Annotated in this window: 14 protein-coding genes; all 14 read right to left on the bottom strand. The window is 32.9% G+C overall.

Annotated elements, in window-relative coordinates; all coding sequences use genetic code 11:
- Positions 1-9: 9 nt before the first annotated feature.
- Positions 10-3048: a SusC/RagA family TonB-linked outer membrane protein gene (locus tag CHB68_RS12765; RefSeq protein WP_089261303.1), complete on the bottom strand. Its 3039-nt coding sequence runs from the start codon at positions 3046-3048 to the stop codon at positions 10-12.
- A 263-nt stretch (positions 3049-3311) separates the two neighbouring features.
- Complete coding sequence (locus tag CHB68_RS12760; RefSeq protein WP_089261302.1) at positions 3312-6068, bottom strand: helix-turn-helix and ligand-binding sensor domain-containing protein; 2757 nt, start codon at positions 6066-6068, stop codon at positions 3312-3314.
- Positions 6069-6560: 492 nt separating this feature from the next.
- The gene (locus CHB68_RS12755) at positions 6561-7319 is read right to left on the bottom strand and encodes a DUF6090 family protein (protein ID WP_089261301.1); all 759 of its coding nucleotides are present in this window, start codon (positions 7317-7319) and stop codon (positions 6561-6563) included.
- Positions 7320-7487: 168 nt separating this feature from the next.
- On the bottom strand, positions 7488-7934 hold the full coding sequence (locus tag CHB68_RS12750) for a GNAT family N-acetyltransferase (protein WP_089261300.1): 447 nt from the start codon (positions 7932-7934) through the stop codon (positions 7488-7490).
- Positions 7935-8084: 150 nt separating this feature from the next.
- The gene (locus CHB68_RS12745) at positions 8085-8945 is read right to left on the bottom strand and encodes an HAEPLYID family protein (RefSeq protein WP_089261299.1); all 861 of its coding nucleotides are present in this window, start codon (positions 8943-8945) and stop codon (positions 8085-8087) included.
- A gap of 77 nt (positions 8946-9022) precedes the next feature.
- Positions 9023-9409, bottom strand: a complete 387-nt coding sequence (locus CHB68_RS12740; protein ID WP_089261298.1) for a hypothetical protein — start codon at positions 9407-9409, stop codon at positions 9023-9025.
- 280 nt (positions 9410-9689) lie between these two features.
- A complete protein-coding gene (locus CHB68_RS12735; protein WP_089261297.1) occupies positions 9690-10463 on the bottom strand; it encodes a DUF6090 family protein in 774 nt (257 codons plus the stop codon).
- Between the two features lie 160 nt (positions 10464-10623).
- Entirely contained in the window at positions 10624-11544 is a 921-nt protein-coding gene (locus tag CHB68_RS12730; protein WP_089261296.1) for a hypothetical protein, read from the bottom strand.
- A 154-nt stretch (positions 11545-11698) separates the two neighbouring features.
- Positions 11699-13249 (bottom strand): tetratricopeptide repeat protein, encoded by a 1551-nt coding sequence (locus CHB68_RS12725; protein ID WP_089261295.1) that lies wholly within the window; start codon positions 13247-13249, stop codon positions 11699-11701.
- 528 nt (positions 13250-13777) lie between these two features.
- Positions 13778-14926: a ligand-binding sensor domain-containing protein gene (locus CHB68_RS12720; protein ID WP_089261294.1), complete on the bottom strand. Its 1149-nt coding sequence runs from the start codon at positions 14924-14926 to the stop codon at positions 13778-13780.
- A gap of 131 nt (positions 14927-15057) precedes the next feature.
- Positions 15058-15951 (bottom strand): hypothetical protein, encoded by an 894-nt coding sequence (locus CHB68_RS12715; RefSeq protein ID WP_089261293.1) that lies wholly within the window; start codon positions 15949-15951, stop codon positions 15058-15060.
- A 519-nt stretch (positions 15952-16470) separates the two neighbouring features.
- Complete coding sequence (locus CHB68_RS12710; RefSeq protein WP_089261292.1) at positions 16471-16980, bottom strand: hypothetical protein; 510 nt, start codon at positions 16978-16980, stop codon at positions 16471-16473.
- The gene (locus CHB68_RS12705) at positions 16970-18175 is read right to left on the bottom strand and encodes a hypothetical protein (RefSeq protein WP_089261291.1); all 1206 of its coding nucleotides are present in this window, start codon (positions 18173-18175) and stop codon (positions 16970-16972) included. Before CHB68_RS12705 ends, CHB68_RS12710 begins: the two co-directional genes overlap by 11 nt.
- Complete coding sequence (locus CHB68_RS12700) at positions 18175-20337, bottom strand: type II secretion system protein GspD (RefSeq protein WP_089261290.1); 2163 nt, start codon at positions 20335-20337, stop codon at positions 18175-18177. The genes CHB68_RS12705 and CHB68_RS12700 overlap by 1 nt, the downstream gene beginning before the upstream one ends.
- Positions 20338-20360 lie beyond the last annotated feature (23 nt).

Raw genomic sequence — 20360 nt, 5'->3', positions numbered from 1 at the left:
GCTGTATGTTTAAATTTTAATATTTACGCCAAATGTGTACACACCGGGTATAGGATACGTTTGGGTATCCCTACCATCTGAAACTTCTGGGGTAAATCCGTTATAGTTGAAGAATGTCAATGGACGCTCTGCGGTGATATAGAATCTAATATCAGGATTGAACTTGCTATTAAGCTTTGGTAGCGTATACCCTAGGGTTACGTTCTGTAATCTCACAAAATCTCCCTTTTCTACAAAAAAGCTGTTCAGAAACTGGTTGCTCCAAGGATTTCTAATTCCCCTTGCGGATGGGTAACTATTAGTGCTCCCTGGGCCGTTCCATCTATTTACGGCGAAATCCCTATCTATGTTGGCGTCCGGTGTTTGGCGAATGGCGAAACGTTTTTGGTTGGCGATGACATTACCGCCTTGACCAATTACATTTAAATTAAAATCCCATGCTTTGTAGTTCATTCCCAAATTGAACCCGAAGGAATACGTTGGAAGATAGGAGCCAAGGTCCACTCTATCTTGTGCATCGATTACCGTATCACCATTCTGATCTACGAACTTTAAATCGCCGGGCGCTACGGTCAATCCATTAGCAATTGCAGCTTGTGCTGCAGGATCTGATAGAATTTCTTCATCTGTTTGATAAACACCTTCTACTTGTAAACCAAAGAAGGGATTAATGGTGCCGCCAACAACTGTACGTTGGGCAGTGTCGCCACCTGAAGTTAGATTTTCTTGACCCGCTAAGTCAAGTACTTCATTATCAAGAGTTGAGAAGTTACCCCCAACACTAAAGCTAAAGTTGTCCGATACTTTCTGATTCCAATTGGCAACTATTTCGAAACCGGAGTTTCTAATGACGCCCACGTTCTGTCTGGTTTCGCCCGGTACTAACAATCTAGAGACCGGAATTACAGCATCACGGGTTTCCCTTACGAAGTAATCAGAATCTATGGTTAATTTATTATCGAATAATCTAGCGGTCAAACCTACATTGGTCTCGGCCGTTACCTCCCATTTTAAAGCTTCAAAATCACTACTGGTTACAAGTCCCGGATAGCGAACATCCCCAAAAGCGGCATCTACCTCTGTTGAAGTTATGCCACCGGTGCTTGCCGCTACGTTGGCATTACCTAACTCGCCCCAACTGGCTCTTAATTTCAAAAAGTCAATGATATTGCTGTTTTCCATGAACGATTCTTCCGAAACGACCCAGCCTACACCAACGGTTGGAAAATAGCCCCATTTCTCTTGGTATTTACTGGTGCCATCAGCCCTAAACGTACCATAAAGAAGGTATTTGCTATCAAAGTTATAGGCAATACGCCCAAAGTATGAGAAAAAATATTGTCTTAGACCATCATCTCCTACACCGTCTACATCAATAGTCTTTGCTAAATCCAAGAAATATGATTCATCGCCAATACCAGGACCATTAGGGAAGTTAAGACCTTTTGCCTCTAATTGTTCATACGATCTATTTCTATATGATGTACCTGCTAATGCGGTTAAATTATGTTTGCCAAAATTGTCATCATAAGTTAACGTATTGTCCCATGTTTGCTCGGAAAAAGTTTGGTTTCTTTTTACCAACTCTGCATTTTCCCTAAACGCATTTCCATTTCCAAAAAAGTACGGTAAGCGTACTTCCCTAGTTTCCGTAGTTTCAAAGTTGTGATAAAACGCAGTCTTGAGCGTTAGTTTATCCGGTATTAATTGATAGTTTAAATCTACTGTAGTCAAGGTATTTCTAATCTTATCCCTGTTTTCTGTATTTTCCATTACGGGAAAAGGATTCTGCGTGCCTCTGTATCCTAAATCCTGAGCATTTGCATATGGTCTGGGATATGCTTCCGTTTTTGATGGGTCAAGAACGGGCATGGTGGGGGTGGCATAATATGCCAAGGCAAAAGCCGTGTTTTCCGGTCTATATCTAGTAGCATTGCTAAAAAGGGTAGAGATACCTATATCCAAGCGATCGGTAATTTCCACATTGACCTTAGAGCGTATATTGAATCGCTCATAATCATTCTTCATTTTTAAAATACCTTCTTGCTCAAAATAGTTAAGTCCCAATGAGTAGGTTACGGACTCCGTACCACCGGCAACACCTATACTGTGGTTCTGCTGTAGGGCATGGCGTAAGATTAAATCGTACCAATCTGTATTGACATTAGGTACGTTAGGATTTATTCTACTTCTACCATACCGTTGTATGGCATTTTCTATTGACTGCGCTTCCGCGGCAGATCCAGATTCCCTTGCCACAGTTGCAAACTGTTCGGCATTGGAAAGGGTAACTACATTTTGCGCTATTTGAACCCCTTGGTACCCATTATAGGTAATTTCCGGTTTTTGGTTGATCTTACCCGATTTGGTTTCGATCAATACTACACCGTTTGCTGCACGGACCCCATAAATTGCGGAAGCAGATGCATCTTTAAGTACAGAGATGGTTTCTATATCCTCTGTATTAAGAAAATCGATGTCATCAAAAAAGGTACCGTCGACTACATATAAAGGGTCAGATGCGCCACCTACATAGGATCCAATACCACGAACCCTAATTGTTGGTCCGGTACCGGGAGCACCACTGCTTACAACTTGTAATCCGGCTACCTTACCTTGCAAGGATTGCATGGCCGCACTAGTAGGAGTTCTAGTGATATCTTCTGTTTTAATGGTCGTAATGGATCCAGTGAGATCCGCCTTTTTCTGTGTACCATAACCCACGACCACCACTTCATCCAAAGCTTGGGAATCCTCGGACAAGGAAATATTGATAGTTGTCTGACCGTTTACAGATATTTCTTGTGTTGCATATCCTATGTAACTGATAACAAGTGTACCATTTTCCGGTACATCTTTCAATGCATATAGACCGTCAAAATCAGTTTGGGTTCCTGTAGTAGTACCATTAATAATAATGCTGGCACCTGGCAATGGTTGACCATCATTGTCAGTTACAGTTCCCGAAACCGAAATTCCATTTTGCGCAAAAACCGCCAAGTGGGTCATTAAAATGCAGAATGTTAAAAATTTGATTCCTATTTTCATAATTGTTTAAAAATTGAGTTGTAAAATTATCAAGTTGTTAATTTCAGTAGCAAGTTATCAAAACAAGAAGCGGTTGAATTATATAGAACTACATAAAAAGTACATCAAGATAATGTGTAGCCTGAACACCCTTAATTATGGGCTTTTGCAGTAGTGGATACGTATTTTTACTAGTAAAAATTAACGTAATGATGTAGTAATGATGTAGATAATTAACGCACTCTTAATACCTGAAGTAGTTTTGATTAAGGAGTAATGTTGTTTTATTTAAACTTTATTAGATAGTTTGAAAGGTTTTGGGAGCTGTCAATGTTCAATTTTTTACGAAGACGGTACCTATGGATCTCAACACCACGAATGGATATTCCCATTAGTGGAGCTATCTCTTTTGTAGTATGGTTCATTTTGAGATAAGCGCATAACCGCAGATCTTTAGGGGTCAGCTTTGGATACTTCTTTAAAAGATTTTCGAAAAAATCTTCATGTAGTTCTTTAAAACTGACTTCAAAATGTTTCCAATCCTGATCTTCGTTCATGGAGCTATCCAATTTTTTGGATAGTGATCTAAAACGCTGTTTGTTGCTAAATGCTTCTTGATTTAATGCAATAAGGTCTTTAAGTTCTAAAATCAGTTCATTTTTCTTAGCCACACTCATGGTAGTCCTTGCAAGCTCGGTCTGTTTTCTTTTAATTTCTTTTTCTAATTTTTCTTTTTCCATTTGGGCCAAGCGCTCATCCTGTTCCCGCTGCATTTTAATTTTTAGTAGATTATGCTTTTTTGCCAATTTTCGCCTGTTATACCAACGAACTAAAAGAATACCGGCAATGATTAATACTAAATAGCCAAATAAGCTCCAATTGGAAAAATACCATGGTCTTAAAATTTTGAAATCTATTATTCTTGGAGCCGAAAGTTCATTTCCTATACTTACTGTATGTATTTGTAAGGTATATTCACCAAAAGGTAGATTTTGGAGATTTATGGAACCATTGTCCAAATAGTTGGATTGATCAATTGCACCCTTAAGTTCATAATAATAGGTATACTGTTTAAAACTACCGGCGGAAAAATTAATACCCAAGGATTTAGATTGGTTATAGGGAATTTTAAAATTGGAATTAGTTATTGTATAGGTGGTGTTTTCATCTTTGAATGAACTTAATCTGGGAGTTGGTAGCTCTACATTTTTTAGCTCATTTTCAAATTGGTTAAGATTTAGTTTTCCAAAGCCGTCCGTTAGGGTAAAATAATATATGGAATCATTGTAATTAACAATGGTCTTGGTTTCTATGGCCAATCTTTTTCTAAGTTGGGCATCATCCAAGGTAAATTGATTATCGATTAGGTCGGTATGGATTATTTTTTTCTGGTTATCATTATCAAAAAACCAATAGTTTGATGCATTGTAGTTTACAAGATCCATATTTTTAAACTCCTTAAACTCATCAAACTCCAAAATAACATCTGAGATAGGATCATATTTGTACCAATTGCCTTCGCTTGATAATACGATCTGATTTTTAATATTATATAATTTTATATTGTAGGTGTTGGGAATAGAACCTGTTTTTATTTCCGTAAACGACAATACTTTTGTGTGGGTATTGTCCATTTTTATTTTAAACAGACCTTTATATGGATGAGCGGCCCAAATATTTGTAGCATTTTCAAAACAAAATTGCTTAACGGGAAAATCTATACCAGAGACCCTACTAGTGATCCAATCTCCGTTTTCATCTTTCTTAAAGCTGGCCAGACCCGTATAAGTACCTTGAATATAGGAAGATCTTGTTTCGGGAACCTTTGCTATTTGGTAGCCCCCAGAAATATCTGACACTTTGGTCAACTTACCGTTTTTTAAAATGAAAGTACCCGTATTGTGCCCACAAAAGAGATCACCGTCAATAATTTCCAAATCCCAAACATGACCTTGGGAGCCGGGTACAAATTGTAATTGGTTTTCTTTAAAATAGTAAATACCTGTATTACTCCCTAAATAAAGTTGTCCATTATGGTCTACAAGATCATAAACTGTTCCTAAAACTCCAGAGTGGTCCGTGTAATAGGTAATTGGATTTTTCAATTGTATTTTGTCCAAGCCATTATCAAGGCCTAACCATAATTGTTCCTTAAACTGTAACATGGCCAAAACCGTATTATTCTGAAGCCCTAGCGCTTTATTCAGGTTTTGGAAGGTATTGTGCTTGATATTGTAGGTGTAGATTCCGTTTTTAATCGTACCAAAAGCTAGAGTGTTTTGGTCAATAACCAATACTTTATTTAATTGATGCTCTTTTAATTCTTTGTTTATAGAGTCATCCAATACTTGAACTTGACCATTTACAAGCAAAAAACATCCGTTCAGTTTGGTGCCAATCAATAAATTTTCTCCAAAGGAAACCATATCTATAATGGTCTTGCCTTCTAAAATATCGTGAGATACATAAGGGGCCAATTCATTATCCTTAATGTAAAAAAGTTTTCGTTGTTCGCCGGCAACTATAATCTGACCATTGTGCTTTGCAATATTGGTAACGACGAAGGGAGCATCCAATACTTGAATATCATTGTCCTTATACAGATAAATGGTTGAGAAAGACCTAAAAATTATGGCATTGTCCAGTTGTATAATTTGCCAAAATTCTTCGTTCGTAAATTCATGGTCAGTGATTAAATGGGTTAAAGAGGTATATTCCAAAGAGCCGTAAGCATTCATTTTCCAATACCCGAACTCTTCATAAGAGCCTGTAAAAATCTTACCATCTACATAAGCAGTTGAACGAATTATTGTCTTATTGGGTAATTTGTTCAAGGTCCAATTTTCCCCATTAAAATGTAAAAGGCCATTATTGTTGGCCACATATAACTCTCCATTATTATCCATTGTTATGCCCCAATTTTTACTAGCGGCATTGTATTCATAGCTACTGTAATGTTGTATTGGTGGAGATAGATTTTGTCCTATACTCCAAAAAGGAAACATATACATTAGTATGATAAAGAGTACACTGGTTTTCATCTTTTGGAAAAGCATTTTTTAAAAGAAGACTCTAAAGGTAAGTTAAACGAACTTTCATTAAAACTTTATGATTATAAAACCAACTGATTTTGGACCATAATTTTAAATAAACATATAATTAAGAATCACAGTAGGGAAATCTTCACATGTTATTTAGGATCGCCTGACCTAAAACAATAACTGAAAATGATAATATCACTTTTAAGTTGTAGAAAAGCTTATTACAAGTGACTCTTGGTTTAGCGGATTATAAGGTTGTAAGGATCAGTTCTATTATCAATACTAATTCTATGACCTATTATTTCTTAGTTGGTTTCGTTGTTTTGAGGGTTATGAAATGCCTTTAACTTTACCCATTAGGCATTACATTTCTAGTAAGGTTGGTTTTGCCTGGTAAAAATTAAGTTATTAGAAAAGGGCAAGCTAAAATCTGTAGAATTTTCCCTGTACCAACCGCATTAACCATTTTTCATAGCCCTAGATAAACTTCTTTTATTTTTCATTTAATTCGATATTAATAATCTCAATCATTCTTTTAATCTTCACTATAAGAGCTTGTTCATCTATTACATTCTCTTTTTTCCAAGCAAAAATATTGGCTGTTATATCTTCTACTTCACGATTATTAAAGAACCATTTATAATCTGATGGGTAAGTTCCTTTTGGAAATTCTTTATACGTTTCTGTTGATGAGATACTATTTAATGCGCTTATTTTACCATCCGTAGCTGGCCAAAAACGTTCATTTAGTAGTTTTCTAACGTAGCCATCTTCTTGATTAGCATCAATAACCATAGATTCAAAAGAAGAAATGTAGGATTTCAATTCTGCGTTTTGTAGATAATCAATTTTGTTTGATGCAATTAGAGATTTGATATACCCATCTTTTGCTTCAAAGGAATATCCTGCAAAAGCATTAGACATAAGGGAATCCAATGTTGATTCTGCAAAGGAAGAAATATCCGTACCAAATAATTTTAAAATAAAAAGACCATCTTCAAATTCAGATTTATGTTGTTTGTTTATATTTTCGAGGTCTTTAAGATTATATCTCAATTCCGTTTTTAGGTTTTGAAGAATTTCAATTTCCGCATTATTAATTTTACGTTTCTCATTCCAATTATTTATCTGAAGTGCGATTAAAATACCGATAACGACAAGCACAATTTCACCAATGGCATATTTAAGATACTTTTCCGTTTTGCCTTCTGAAAGTAAGTTTTGGCGAATTTTTCTAAAGAATTTTATCATGGGTTTAGTGGTTGTTCATAAGAAGTACAAAATTCTTGTTTAAGTATTGTTGATCGCTTATTTGTTAGGATTTATATTAACCAAAAAATTAATTGTAATTGCCTTGCAACTGCTTGTGGTTGAACCCAAAAATTGAGCGATTATCTTTATGTTTTAGACATTGTTTTATTATTTGTTGTAAACATTGGGGTCATGTTTCTCCATATAAAATTCTGGATGTGGTAATTCCTTAAAACCAAATTTTTTATAAAGCCATTCAGCTGTATTTGTTAATAGAATCCATCTCCTTAATCCTTGAAGATTAGGATGCTCCATAATTTCATTGATCAGCCATTTGCTTAATCCTTTTCCTCTATATTCCTTTAAAATATAGACATCGCCTAAATAGGCAATAGTTGCATAGTCAGAAATTATCCGCGCAAACCCTATTTGTTTGTTTTTGTAATATAGCCCAAAATTCAATGAGTTTTCAATAGAAGTTTTCAGGGTGTTCTTTGGAATATTATTACTCCAGTCCGTTTCCTTTGCAAGAAAATTGTGAATACTATCAATATCTAATTTCTTTCTGTCAGTAGAAATAGTAAAATCACTTTTATGGGCTTCTCTAATTTCCAATTTAGCTTTTTAAGTTAACTACAAAGGTTTATATGTAAAACATAGTGTACAACCAAACACTTATATCTAGAAAACAATATAATCAAATTAGAAATAAAAGCGGTTTAGATACAAATCTAAACCGCTATTTTTTAAACGTTTTGGGTGTATTTACTCATGTTTATGCTTTGGTTCCCATATTAGCCGTACAAAAGAACTGAATCTTTCATTTTCTCTATATACGGGTATTCCTGCAACAATACCAACCAGCAAGTTGTCCGCAATTCCCAACCTCATTTGAGGTCGTACTGTCATATCAAAGTCACCACTGTCCATTGTTTTATTAAATTCGACCCCTATGAAATTTCGGGTACCGGTTATCATATAATGAAAACTTGTATTGATATCATATGTCGTATGAAATTTATTGCTACTGAAATTCTGTTCTATCATTGGTCCAGTATAAATCAATGAATGAAAGTTATTTCCCCAACGTTTTGCAATTACCAAAAACGGATTGTAAACGTTACCTTTTATAAATGGACTCCCAAAATTCCTGAAGTCTGAAAGTTCAAACTCGTTGATGTATCCGATCGCCATAGATGTTGCCATAGGTTCACTAACGAAGAATGACCATTGTGTTGCTAGTTTAATACTATTTAATCTATTGGGAGGAATTGAATCTCTATCTATTCCACTTTGTGGTGCATAAAAAGTAAATGGTAATTCAATTTCTAACCCGAGCCTGTCAATAGGTGCCCATTCATATTCAATTAACGCTTCATAAGCATCAAATTTTACGTTATCAGTCAAACCTAGGCCTAAGTTCCATTCCTTTTCTCCTTTTCTAGCTCCTAAATCACGAATTAGGTCTATATAGAGCGGTTCAGCATGTAAAACTTTGTCGGGCTGCCGATTAGCTTCTGTTTGTTGAATATAGAGAATGTCTTTTTTAGTTTTTAAAATTTGTGCAATTGTTTTTGTTGTTGATGCCAATACTATAAAGAGCACCAATGATTTTTTTAAATACATTTTAATTTGTTTTTAAGCATTATAGGATTATCCCACTACTATTAAATAGGTGAGAATAAGTCAAGTCGTAAAACAAATCAAATCTTTGGTGGTGGAATATCGAGCTTGTAAAAGCCGGTTGTTAAATTGGTGGTATATTCTGGAAATTTTTGTCTTGCCGCTTTTAATAGCAAAGGATTAATAGTATTAACAACCATTGAATGCGTTGTTAAATCAATTTTAATGCTTGTTTTTTTGTTATGGTCCTCTGTATCTTGATCATCATATTCTTTAATAGCATCTTCATAACCCAGAACCTTCTCAATTACTATTTCAATAATACTTTCCTGGTCATTAAATGATAAATCTTCAGGTATATATTCAGGATTTGGGTCTGCATTGTCAACACTGATATTGAGCAAATGAAGTCCAATTAAGCTCCAAAGGATTTTGGAAAATACACTATTTCTTATTTGACTTAGCACAAGTCAAAGTTAATGTTCTTTCTTGATTTTTTCCTATGGTTGCCACCGGTAAATGTATAGTTTGCATCAGGTTTCTACTCACAGAAATTTTAAATTATGTACTTATCGTTACTTTAATGTTGTGGAAGAGACTTGTGTATAAACCTTAATATAAAAATGGCACTTGATTTACTGGCAAATGCAGAACCAAACATAAAAAACTTGGCGGTCTTTGTATTAAGCACTAAACTTTTTAATTAACAATTACTAAGTATGTCTTATTTACGTTATTGTGCTTTCGTTATTTTTTTTCTTCCAGTTCAGACTCAAGCAAATTTAATATCTCACTGGAGTATTCTAACATTTTAACATACAATTTTAATCTATTATTTTCAACACCTGTTTTCATAGCTAACGGGTGTAAAATATTTGGGTTTTGATATAACTCTATTAATTTTTTATCCTGTAACTCTATATTTTTTTTAACCTTGCTTAAACCAATAGTATTTCTAATTCTATTATCTAAAAATAACGTTCCAATTGATTTAAATTCATAATGTAGTGTATTCAGTAAATTCATGGATAATGTTTCATCTTCAAATCCTTGATTTATTTCAGATGAGAAGAACGCTAATTTTGATTTAAGAGTTTCGCTTTTTAATATTTTTAAATCTCCACTTCCGATCAAAGCTTGATAACTACCTAAGATAGGTTCTGCTCTATAATAATTAAAAGCTCCATAATAGATAAAGGAAATAATAGAATCTCTCTTGTATTTTAAATCTTTTCTTTCCAAACATTCTATAAGTGACTTACAGTTATCAACAACAAGCATCTGATTATCAACTATATCTGAATATATTTTTTTGTTCTCAATAAAGTCTTTTTGAAGAGATTTGAGTATTAATACTTCACTCTTTTCTTCTTTTTGGTTTTCATTCCAATTGTTAATATATAATGCAACTAGAATTCCAATTACGACAAGCATAATTTCGCCAACGGCATATTTAAGGTACTTTCCCGTTTTTCCTTCTGACAGTAAATTTTGCCTAATTTTTTTAAAGAATTTTATCATTGGTTTAGTGGTTGGTCAAAATGAAGGTTAACGATAATGTACAACGCTAGTTACGGAATAATAAACGTTAATTTTCGGTATGGACTGATATTGGCAATTCCGTGTGGAGTAGGGCGTAGTCAAATCCGAAGTCATTACGGTTATACATTATTGATAATTGTTATTTATATTTCCAGTTAGTTAAAATATCAGCTATTTCTTTTCCAACTTCTTTTTCTAATCGAGTTGTTAATTCCGAGTTACTGAAGGCTCTTGTTTTACTTAAGTCTGTATTTATTAAAAAATCTCGAAGTTTTATTAAAATCTCGGTCTTATTTGAATCCAAAATTAACTTTGCGTTTCGATAGAGTTGCATTTGATACCATTCATAGTTTTGAGGTGTTAGCTTTTGAACATATTTTTCTTCAAAATCTTTGAGAGTTTTAAATTCGGCCATTCTATCTCCCGATTGAATTACGAATTCAGGATACGCATTCATCAACTGATAAGATGGATTTGCTTTATCTTTTATGAAAGAATACATACTCAATGTCGCAAATAATTCTTGTAACCACTTTCTTTGAGGCTTAGTACCTTCTTTAAAATGATAAAGATGAGCTAATTCGTGAATTGATAAGGTCTCTCGATAAAATAGGTCTAAATTTATATTTTCTCCATAAACAGGTTTTAATAAAGCCAAATACTGTTCAGGTAATTGAAAAATCATTTTTTCTACTTCTAAAGAAACTATTGATTTATCCAGCCCTAGGATTACATTGCCTTTTCCAGCTTGTGGTAAACCAGGTGGAGGAAAATAAGCATGTTTATTCCACTTTCTATTTTCAATGAATAGGACAGCGAAATCTAAATCAGTCTGAAAAATTTTGTCAAAATATAGTTTAGCCTTGTATAAGTTCTTAAGAGTTTCTGCTGTGGTTTTAATTGAATCATTTGAAACCAAGGTTTTAAAAGTGTATTCTGTTTTTAATTCTATTAATCCACTATGAATAGAAGTGTCTATCCAAGATTCTTGACCTTGCAATTGAGTTGATAAAAAACACAGTAAAATTGCAATTAAATTTGTTAAGATCGATTTTTTCATAGTTCCGTTTAATAGTTTACAATGGTCCTGAGTATGAAAAGTAGACGATTTTACAACCTATCTTTTCAATTAAGCACAAAGTTTGATACAAGCCATAACCCTTTATATTACCTCAATACCGCTTATATTTTGTTTACACGGTTACATGCTGGCTCTATTCCTGAAGTTGTTTTAATCTATTAATTGCATTTTGATTTTCAGGATTTAGTACCAAAGACTTTTTATAATTGGAAATAGCATTTTCAAAATCATTATTATAGAAATAACCTTCAGCTAAACTATCATATAGATTTGCTGATTTCGGATATATGTATAAAGCTAACAAAAAGACATTAACACCTTGTTCTAACTTTTTAGGATTAAATGAAAGTCGTAAACCTAACGTGTTAAGCATTCCTTCTTGAAGTTCAAGATTTGGATGTATGGCAATTGTTCTTTTATATAACGGAATTAAATTTTGATACCCTTGGTCTAACGCCAAATCGTTAAAATCTTTATAATCGAACTCCTTCGTTACGGCTTGTTTCATTTTTTTTGAAAACAACGATTCAGAAAATCCATTTTTAACTGGGCTATTTTCAATATACTCCTTTGCATTCTTTTCATTTTTTAAAACCGCATTTAAAAACTGTAAGGTATGTTCCGACATTAGTTTATAGGAAACCATAATTTTATCATCGCTCTTGTCTTGTCTTTGATCTCTGTTAGCGAATAAAACACCGAAAGAGCTAAAATAAGAATGAGATAGGTCGTGAAATCTAAAGCTGTAAGCTTCACTATATTTCAAGGAGTCATATAATTGGAATTTGTAATTCAATTCGGCAGGAATTTTATCACTATTCAAAACTTCTTCAGGAATTTCTTTTTGTGCAAAATGGATATATGGAACAGAAAACTTTTCTAAATTAAAAAAAGGTGATTTTTCTAATATAGCGTAATTATATCTTTCCGTTCCATCTAAGCTCACAATTGCACTTACATTCTTGTTTTTCATAACCGTAATGACATTGGATAGGCCACCAAAGCTAAATCCCATAAGTGCTATTCTATCTACATCTATATTTTCGTATTTATTAATTTCTTTTAAAAGAACTTCCACATCTCTAGATTGTGTTTCCATATCTTTTGAAGATCCACCTTCTAACCATCTAGTTTCTGTTCCTCTTGAAGGACTTGATATGATTACAAAACCATTACTAGCTAAATATTCAAATAGTGCAAAATTTTCAATTGATGAGGCTTGGTAACTTGGTGCATAAACTATAACCGGGAAATTTCCGATTAAAAAATATGAATTTGAAAAAGCAGTAACTTTTTCAGAAAGATGAGCTTTATTTTCAGGTGTGTTCCATAAGTAAGGGAACCAATCCAATAAAAAATAATTTGGCAAGTCATTCCATTCTTCCTCTTCTTTTAAAATCTCTAAATAATTTAATACGGTTAGCTGTTTGGAACTATTATTTTCAATTTTCGATGGATACCAAATACTAATTGGAATTGGTCTCTCAATAAGTTGGTTATTGAAATCATTATGAATTCTGTATGTTCTCGTACAATCATTAATTGTATAGTGTTTGAAACCTACTTTATATTTTCCAGCTTTAAGGTTTATATTTTTTATAGAAGTCTGTCCATAAGATATAGTGGATAGAATAATACAAGTAATCAATATTGTTAATCGCTTTATTTTTGAATTAGTGTCCATGGTAATATGCACTAGTTTGATGATTGTTACAGGTGTTTTTTAGCTTACAGGTAACAGTTCATATTAAGATAAGCATATTAAAAATACGAAGATTTTCCGTTGAAAATTCGGTCAGCAAGGATTATACATATTATTAGCAAGCGTATTGGAACCCAGACCTAGGCAATGGCCACGAACCTTTTATATGTACCTTAAACTCTTTTAAAGTGGTTTCTATTTTTAAGTCCCAGTATATACAAGACATACATTTTCACATTTTTACTTTTTTTCGGTCACGGCCATACTTTAGATAAAAAGTCACAAATTGTTTTACGTAACAGCTGCGTTCGAGTGAAGTCTGTTCGAACGAGAACATTGGAGATTTTTTTTAATAAAACGCTTATGGATTGAGTAGGGGAGAACTTAATGGTAATTAAATTTGACTTATTTTTTATACGTCATTAGCGGGCGCCAAAGTTTTGATTGTTAAAACAAGTCCCCAACCACAGATTTTCACCGTTATCTTTTACAGTACATAATACATTATTATTACTTAGGCGCTTTCTCTGAAAATTCAGAAAAGGTTTTTCCATTGAAACGAAACAAACCTGTATTGTTGGTTCCTATCCAGATATTTCCTGCTTTATCCTCTACCATAGACCAAATCTGATAATCTTCAAACCCATCTTGGGTAAAATTTGTACATGATTTTCCATCATAACGCCATATTCCTCCTGAACCTCCAAACCTACTCATCTTTCCTGTGAACCAAATATTTCCTGCTTTGTCTTCTAACATTGGACCAAATCCGACTTTTTCTTCAAGACAAATCTTTTCAGCTTTATCTTCTTTAATTAAACTAAATCCAATATTCTCTGTAAAATCTGTAAAAGTTTTTCCATTATAACGAAAATAACCGTGACTTCTTCCCGAGAACCAAATGTTTCCTGTTTTGTCCTCTAATAAATATGGTACCCAAACATCACCATTTGGTTTATAATTGGTTATGAATTTTCCATCGTAACGGCTAATACCTTCTAAGCCTTCCATACCCGAACAGAACCAGATATTTCCGTTTCTATCTTCTAACATTCGCTCTACCGATGTAAGGTGCAGACCATTCTTATTTACAATGCTTTTATTATTGAGAAAAGCAGAGAACAAGTTCTCTTTATAATTATATACTCCTTTATTAGTGCCAAACCAAAGTGTTCCATTTTTACTCTGCATAATAGCCCCAATTGTAATTCTTGAATCTAAATTACCGGTTAATGTATTATTTGGGTCTGTTGTTTCTAATGGAACAGGTACAATATTCTCCCCATCAAACTTAGATATACCATCACTAGTTCCAAACCAAATATTTCCATCATTATCTTCTAAAATAGAGTAAACAAAATTATTACTTAGACCGTCTTTAATGGTAAATTGAGTGAAAAATTCGCCATCATAACAATAAACACCATCCCCAGTAGTGCCAAACCAAAGATTTCCTTGCTTATCCTTGAGGCTACAATGCACATTTTTACTTAATCCAGAACCTTGTATTTTTAAAAGTTTAGGTGATCCAATAGTACTTGTATCTGTTTTTTTTAAATCATTTACGGATTCAGTTTTGACTTGTCCATCACAAGAATTATAAAATACCAATATGAATAAACTATATACAATTTGTCTTTTAAAATGATATTTGGTCATAGATCATATTAGTTTTTAAATCTCTATTTGGAAGATAATTTATTTCGTTGTCGTTATTTATGGTTGCCAACAGTTACCTATTTGAGTAGTTGCGAATATATTCTCACACTCTTATCAGTTCTTGCACGAAATCATTTTTGAGGTCTAAGGGTTTCAATAATCTTGGCATCAACCCAATATTTATTGGATTCCCAATAGGTACTACCATTCTCCCTGACTTTTTCTTCATGCCTTGAAAAAAGCAAATACTTTCCATCCAACGTTAAAAAAGCTCCATTTTCTTCGAGCTCTGAATTTATCTTATCTCCCATATTAATGGCAGGGCCCCATGAATCATCTAGTTGCCGAAAACTAATATAGTTATCAGACTTGCCATATCCATCTTCTCGCTCACTACCCCATATTAAAAAGGATTCATCTGGTGCTATAAAGGGGTGGCATGTCCATTTACCTGTGTTGATATGCTTACCGAGTAATTTTGGTTCTTCACGCTTACCGTCTATAATTCTTGACATTCGGATTACGTCATTACTTTTATAGTCATCAAAGACAAAAGTGCCTTTAGAGGATACCGACATCACCATAATGCCCCAATCTTCCCTCTCAAACATTGGACCTAGACTTTTTATTTTTGACCAACCATTACCTGTACGTTCTATGTAATTCCATCTGGAATATAAGATATTACTATCGCTAGGATTATGTTTGAAACTATACTTGTTTACACGGTAAGAACTACCTTCATTTCTATACACAACTACAGGATCCTCAAACGGGTTGTTCCCTGTGTAAGTAAAGTAAAACTCATTCATATCCAAAGATTCCACATTTCCTAACGTCCAATCAGTAGAAGTACTCTTTTCAGGAATAAAAAGTTCAGGAACTAGTCCTGGTGGTTTGTATCCAAGGTATACGTTTTCTTCTGATGAAAAATCGTTCTCAGTAATTTCAGATTTCTCAGTTTTACAGGCATTTAAAAAAATCACACATATAAATACTGAGATTTTTAATATTTTATTTTTCATTGTTCAGTCTGTTTTATCTACGTTTTAAGTTTGATTCTCAGTAAATTGTTGATATAACTAGAATGAACAAAAGAGAGAATTAAGGTTACTATACGCGGTGAAGCTTCAGACTTCGACACCATTGAAAATACAAAAACTTCTCAAAAGAACATGTTCATTTTTTAGAGCATCTTTTTTGGTAATTGGGCCTCCAAGCAAAAAAAACACCAAGATTCTATAAAAAAAGTATTTCTAAACTGTCTAAATTTTTCGTACGGTTCTTAAGACTATCAGAAAAATAGACATAAAAAAAACGGTTTAGTGAACACTAAACCGCTGTTTGTAAAGAATTTAATCTTAGTAGCGAGAGGGGGGCACGATCCCCCGACCTCCGGGTTATGAACTCCCGTATAAGTTATGAAATCACCTATTTATAGGCTGTTTAAAGTCGCTCAACTTAAAAATTGTGTTCCAAAACGTGTTCAGTTTTGTGTTCACTTTGGTTAATAAATTTGAAGTTACTTAAAAAATATGAATTGTTTACTTATGGAGTTGCAATAATACACTTGCATTTAAATGATTACTTCCAGTTTTATAATTTTTCTTTTTATCAAATTCTAAATGTATGATTTCCCCAAAGTTTCCTCGTTTTTCTAATTCATATAATATTTTGAGAATATCAGTAAAATTACCGTCCAAATCAAAGCTGTATGTATATTCAATTGTATTTTCCAGTTGAAATTGATGTGGCGGATTCAAATCCATCACTTTTACGCTATATTTCTTTGCTTCTTGATTAATTGTCCTAATTAAATTATTTTGAATGGATGTGTCATTTAAATCCATTTTATCAAGGATTGAATCATAGAAGACTTTTTTCTGATTTAGAATACCAAGTTTTAATGGTATATTTTTAAATTGTTCTGATTTACGCTTCAGTATAGAATATTCATTTTTTAATTGAAATGTATTTTTTATTGCTAAATAATAGCTTGCTATTAATAGAATTCCAATACTCAACAACAAAAGTTTATTTTTTTTATTGATCATTGGTTTTTATTTCAATTAAAAATTTAGAAGTGTTGGAGTTTACGAATTCAAAATCTAAAGTTTCTACCGATAGAATCCAATGGAAAGATTCTAATTGTTCAATCCATTTAGAAAAACCATTGGCGTCTTTTGTTAGACCAGAGACTTCAATTATGTTTTTTTCAACAATAACGGGTTTTTTCTTCTGAACACTTTTTAAAATGGGTTGAAATTTGATATTGTTCAATAATATTGTTTGAGGAATTGATTGCCCTAATACATCTAAATAAAAGGTGCATTTAGAATTAGTAGAAATTGATAATGTTTCTACTCTATCTTGTATTTTATTAATTGAATTTTCTAATGTAATTAGATTTTCTTTCTGGGAACTATGGGCAATAATAGTCGAATCTAATTCAGCAATTTTATTAAAGTAATGCTGGTAAAAAACGAAATTAATTAATAAGATTACTGCAAAAAATATTAAAGTACTTTTAGTGACTTGTTGAAATATTCTTTCGTTAAATGTATGATTTCTTAATTGGTCATTTTTCTCCTTAAAATTAATCTGTTGTCTTTTATGATTAATGAATCCTAAAATTTGAGCAAACGATAACAAATGGGAATTGGGTATTTCCAAACCATTTATAGAGTAAAGAGTTTCTTCTATGCTCGGTATATTTTTAAATTCAATTATTCTTTGGTTATCAAATATTACCTTATAATTGTTTAAGAATACTGATTCATTTTTTATGAAGGGGGCTAAGTTTATTATACTGGATATTCCTAATGAGAATTGGAATGGTACAAGGTCTAATTGCTTTAAACTTAAAATAATTGATTCAACAATTTCTTTACGAACAATGGATATTACAGTGTTTTCAGATTTCTGTATTAGCTCCCAATAGAAATCATTACTGTCTAAGTTCGGAAAAGCTTGATTGACTTTTGCAGTATCCGTGGTGGTACTGGAGTTTGAGATTTGTTTAGTTAAAACGGAATTATTATTAATAGAAACAAAAAGAGGGGTTGTTTTTTTAAGATATAGTTTTATATCCTTCATTTTAAAAAACACATAACTTTTTGAAATTATCAGTTCAGAATTATATTTTTTAATTTCAATGAAGTTGTACGTTTCGCCTTTCTCAGAACTATTGATTTCCAAGCCTGCAAAAATTGAGCCTTCAATAATATGTTGTTTAATTTTATTTAGCATTAGTAGATTACTGTTGGCTTAATGAGGATAGTTAGTTTCTGCTTTACATCTTCTCTTTTTCTTTGACTAAAAAGCCACTTTATTACAGGAATTCTGGATAATAGGGGGACACCATTACCAGAATCATTCTTTACTTTTTCTTCTAATCCACCTAAAATTGCCAAATCTTGGTTCTGCATGCGTATAATTGAGCTAAATTCTCTTGATGTCAATCCAGGAGGTGCATCGTCTTCAATTCGTTCACCATTAAAATCTGATTGTATAACATTGATATCCAATGTTACTTGTCCATCACCAGAAACCAAGGGTTTTATACCAATAGCTAATTCTGCATCGATTGGCAAATAATTACGAACCTCAGATGTTGTAGGAATTTGTGAACCAAAAAAATTCTGGTTGGTAACTACGTAATAAGTAGTTTCGCCTATTGACAAATTTGCTCTGTGTCCATTTAACGTAGATAATTTTGGCGATGAGCGAATTTTTAAATTACCATTAGCTTCCATTGCTTTAATATTGGCAAAAAAATCAGGTATTACCTTACCCATGTTGAAAGACCCAAAACCATCAAATCCACCAATAATTTTATTAACGGTGTTTGCTCCTAAAGTTATATCTGTAGAAGGAAATAGTTTTCCTTGGGTATTTACCGGAGCCTCCCCAATTCCCCAACTTATTCCCGTTTCTACCGATGCGGATTTTTTAACTTCAATGATCATGACCTCTATAAGTACAACTGGTACAGGTTTGTCAATTTCTTTTAAAAATTTTTTAAAGCGATTAATATTAGAGGCAGGGCCACTTACCAAAAAACTATTCAGTTCGTAATCTACCTTAATATCCAAATCGGATTTAATTTCATCTGGTATAATGCTAACAATAGCTTCAGCACCATCTTGATATTGTCCAAAATTGCTTGATGATTGTGTATTGATATTACGTTGATTGCCTAAGGTATTCTGTTGATAGTTAGTATTTCCATTAGTTCCAAAATAATTAACGCTACCTTCATTTGTTCTACCTGAAGATCGAGAACCTTTTACTTGGGAAGGGTTGCCCAACAATTCAACTGAGCGGTGCATTAATTGAATGACTTCTACTTTTCTTAAACTTAATTGATCGGCGGTGCCTAAAAAATAAATATTGTCCTGTTTTTTAAATGTGAAATTTTTAGAATTGTCTTGCTGGGGCTGAACTTCAGTTTGTCTGGAATTTCTATTGGATAAACTATTGCCAGAAACCAGTTGTGTATTTGCTTGGGAAACTTTTCCTGTAAAAACATGATCTAAAAGTTCATCAAACGTAATATTTTTGGCATTAAAAGTAACATTGCCTGCTTCACTAAGTGGAGAAGCTGTATAAATGTTCAATTTAAGGTCTTGTTTTAGGCCCTTTATAAGAGCTGCAATTGATGTGTTTTTTAAGTCAACATCTAATTTTTGTCTTAAGGTATCTATAACTTGATACCCTAAATTATTAAATATCAAGCGTTGATTGGAATTTATAGCATTTGTAGATATTTCATCAATAGCGTCAAATAAGTAAAATCCGTCCTTTGTCTTACTAAATGCAAGGCCATTTGTTGCTGCTAATTTTTCCATAGCCATTTCAAATGGAACGTTTGAAAGGTAAATATTTAAAGGTTTTGTTTCTAAGCCATTTGAAAATAATAGATTCTTCCCAGACAGGTCCATGATTTTTCTAAATACCTTACCTAAGGGGTCTTTTTTCAAGTCTAAACTTATCAAATCATTGGCGTTATAAGCAACTTGAATAACCTTTTCTATAGGAGGTTCAATAGGTTCAAGATATTTTTTTATCGAAAGGATGTTACCTGTAAATTCAATATCTAAGTAGTACTCTTTGCATAGATACACCAAAAGGTCACTTACAGTAACATTACTGAAATTATTGACAATGGTAAGGTTTTGTATATCTGGTGAAATTGACATGTTTAGGTTATGAACCTTGGAAATGGCCAATAAGAAATTAGGAAGTGTAACATTGTTAACATTAAATTCCAGTTTTAAATTTTCATTTAATTCTGAATTGTCTATTGCCAATAATTCTAGCTGATTTTTAATACGCTCAATTCGATCAGACTTTTGGGCACACAATTGTATTGAGGCTATAAGCATGAGTATTGTTAGTAGGTTTTTCATGAATTGGGTATGTTTTATATAAC

Origin of the sequence: Maribacter sedimenticola, assembly GCF_900188415.1 — a bacterium.
Classification (GTDB): Bacteria; Bacteroidota; Bacteroidia; order Flavobacteriales; family Flavobacteriaceae; genus Maribacter; species Maribacter sedimenticola.
Note: the sequence above shows the minus strand (reverse complement) of the source record. Positions and strands in the feature narration are given on the sequence as shown.

Bases quoted from the DNA above. Each gene is read 5' to 3' on its own strand.
- CHB68_RS12765 (WP_089261303.1), bottom strand. From the start codon at position 3,048: ATGAAAATAGGAATCAAATTTTTAACATTCTGCATTTTAATGACCCAC.
- CHB68_RS12760 (WP_089261302.1), bottom strand. From the start codon at position 6,068: ATGAAAACCAGTGTACTCTTTATCATACTAATGTATATGTTTCCTTTT.
- CHB68_RS12755 (WP_089261301.1), bottom strand. From the start codon at position 7,319: ATGATAAAATTCTTTAGAAAAATTCGCCAAAACTTACTTTCAGAAGGC.
- CHB68_RS12745 (WP_089261299.1), bottom strand. From the start codon at position 8,945: ATGTATTTAAAAAAATCATTGGTGCTCTTTATAGTATTGGCATCAACA.
- CHB68_RS12735 (WP_089261297.1), bottom strand. From the start codon at position 10,463: ATGATAAAATTCTTTAAAAAAATTAGGCAAAATTTACTGTCAGAAGGA.
- CHB68_RS12730 (WP_089261296.1), bottom strand. From the start codon at position 11,544: ATGAAAAAATCGATCTTAACAAATTTAATTGCAATTTTACTGTGTTTT.
- CHB68_RS12725 (WP_089261295.1), bottom strand. From the start codon at position 13,249: ATGGACACTAATTCAAAAATAAAGCGATTAACAATATTGATTACTTGT.
- CHB68_RS12720 (WP_089261294.1), bottom strand. From the start codon at position 14,926: ATGACCAAATATCATTTTAAAAGACAAATTGTATATAGTTTATTCATA.
- CHB68_RS12715 (WP_089261293.1), bottom strand. From the start codon at position 15,951: ATGAAAAATAAAATATTAAAAATCTCAGTATTTATATGTGTGATTTTT.
- CHB68_RS12710 (WP_089261292.1), bottom strand. From the start codon at position 16,980: ATGATCAATAAAAAAAATAAACTTTTGTTGTTGAGTATTGGAATTCTA.
- CHB68_RS12705 (WP_089261291.1), bottom strand. From the start codon at position 18,175: ATGCTAAATAAAATTAAACAACATATTATTGAAGGCTCAATTTTTGCA.
- CHB68_RS12700 (WP_089261290.1), bottom strand. From the start codon at position 20,337: ATGAAAAACCTACTAACAATACTCATGCTTATAGCCTCAATACAATTG.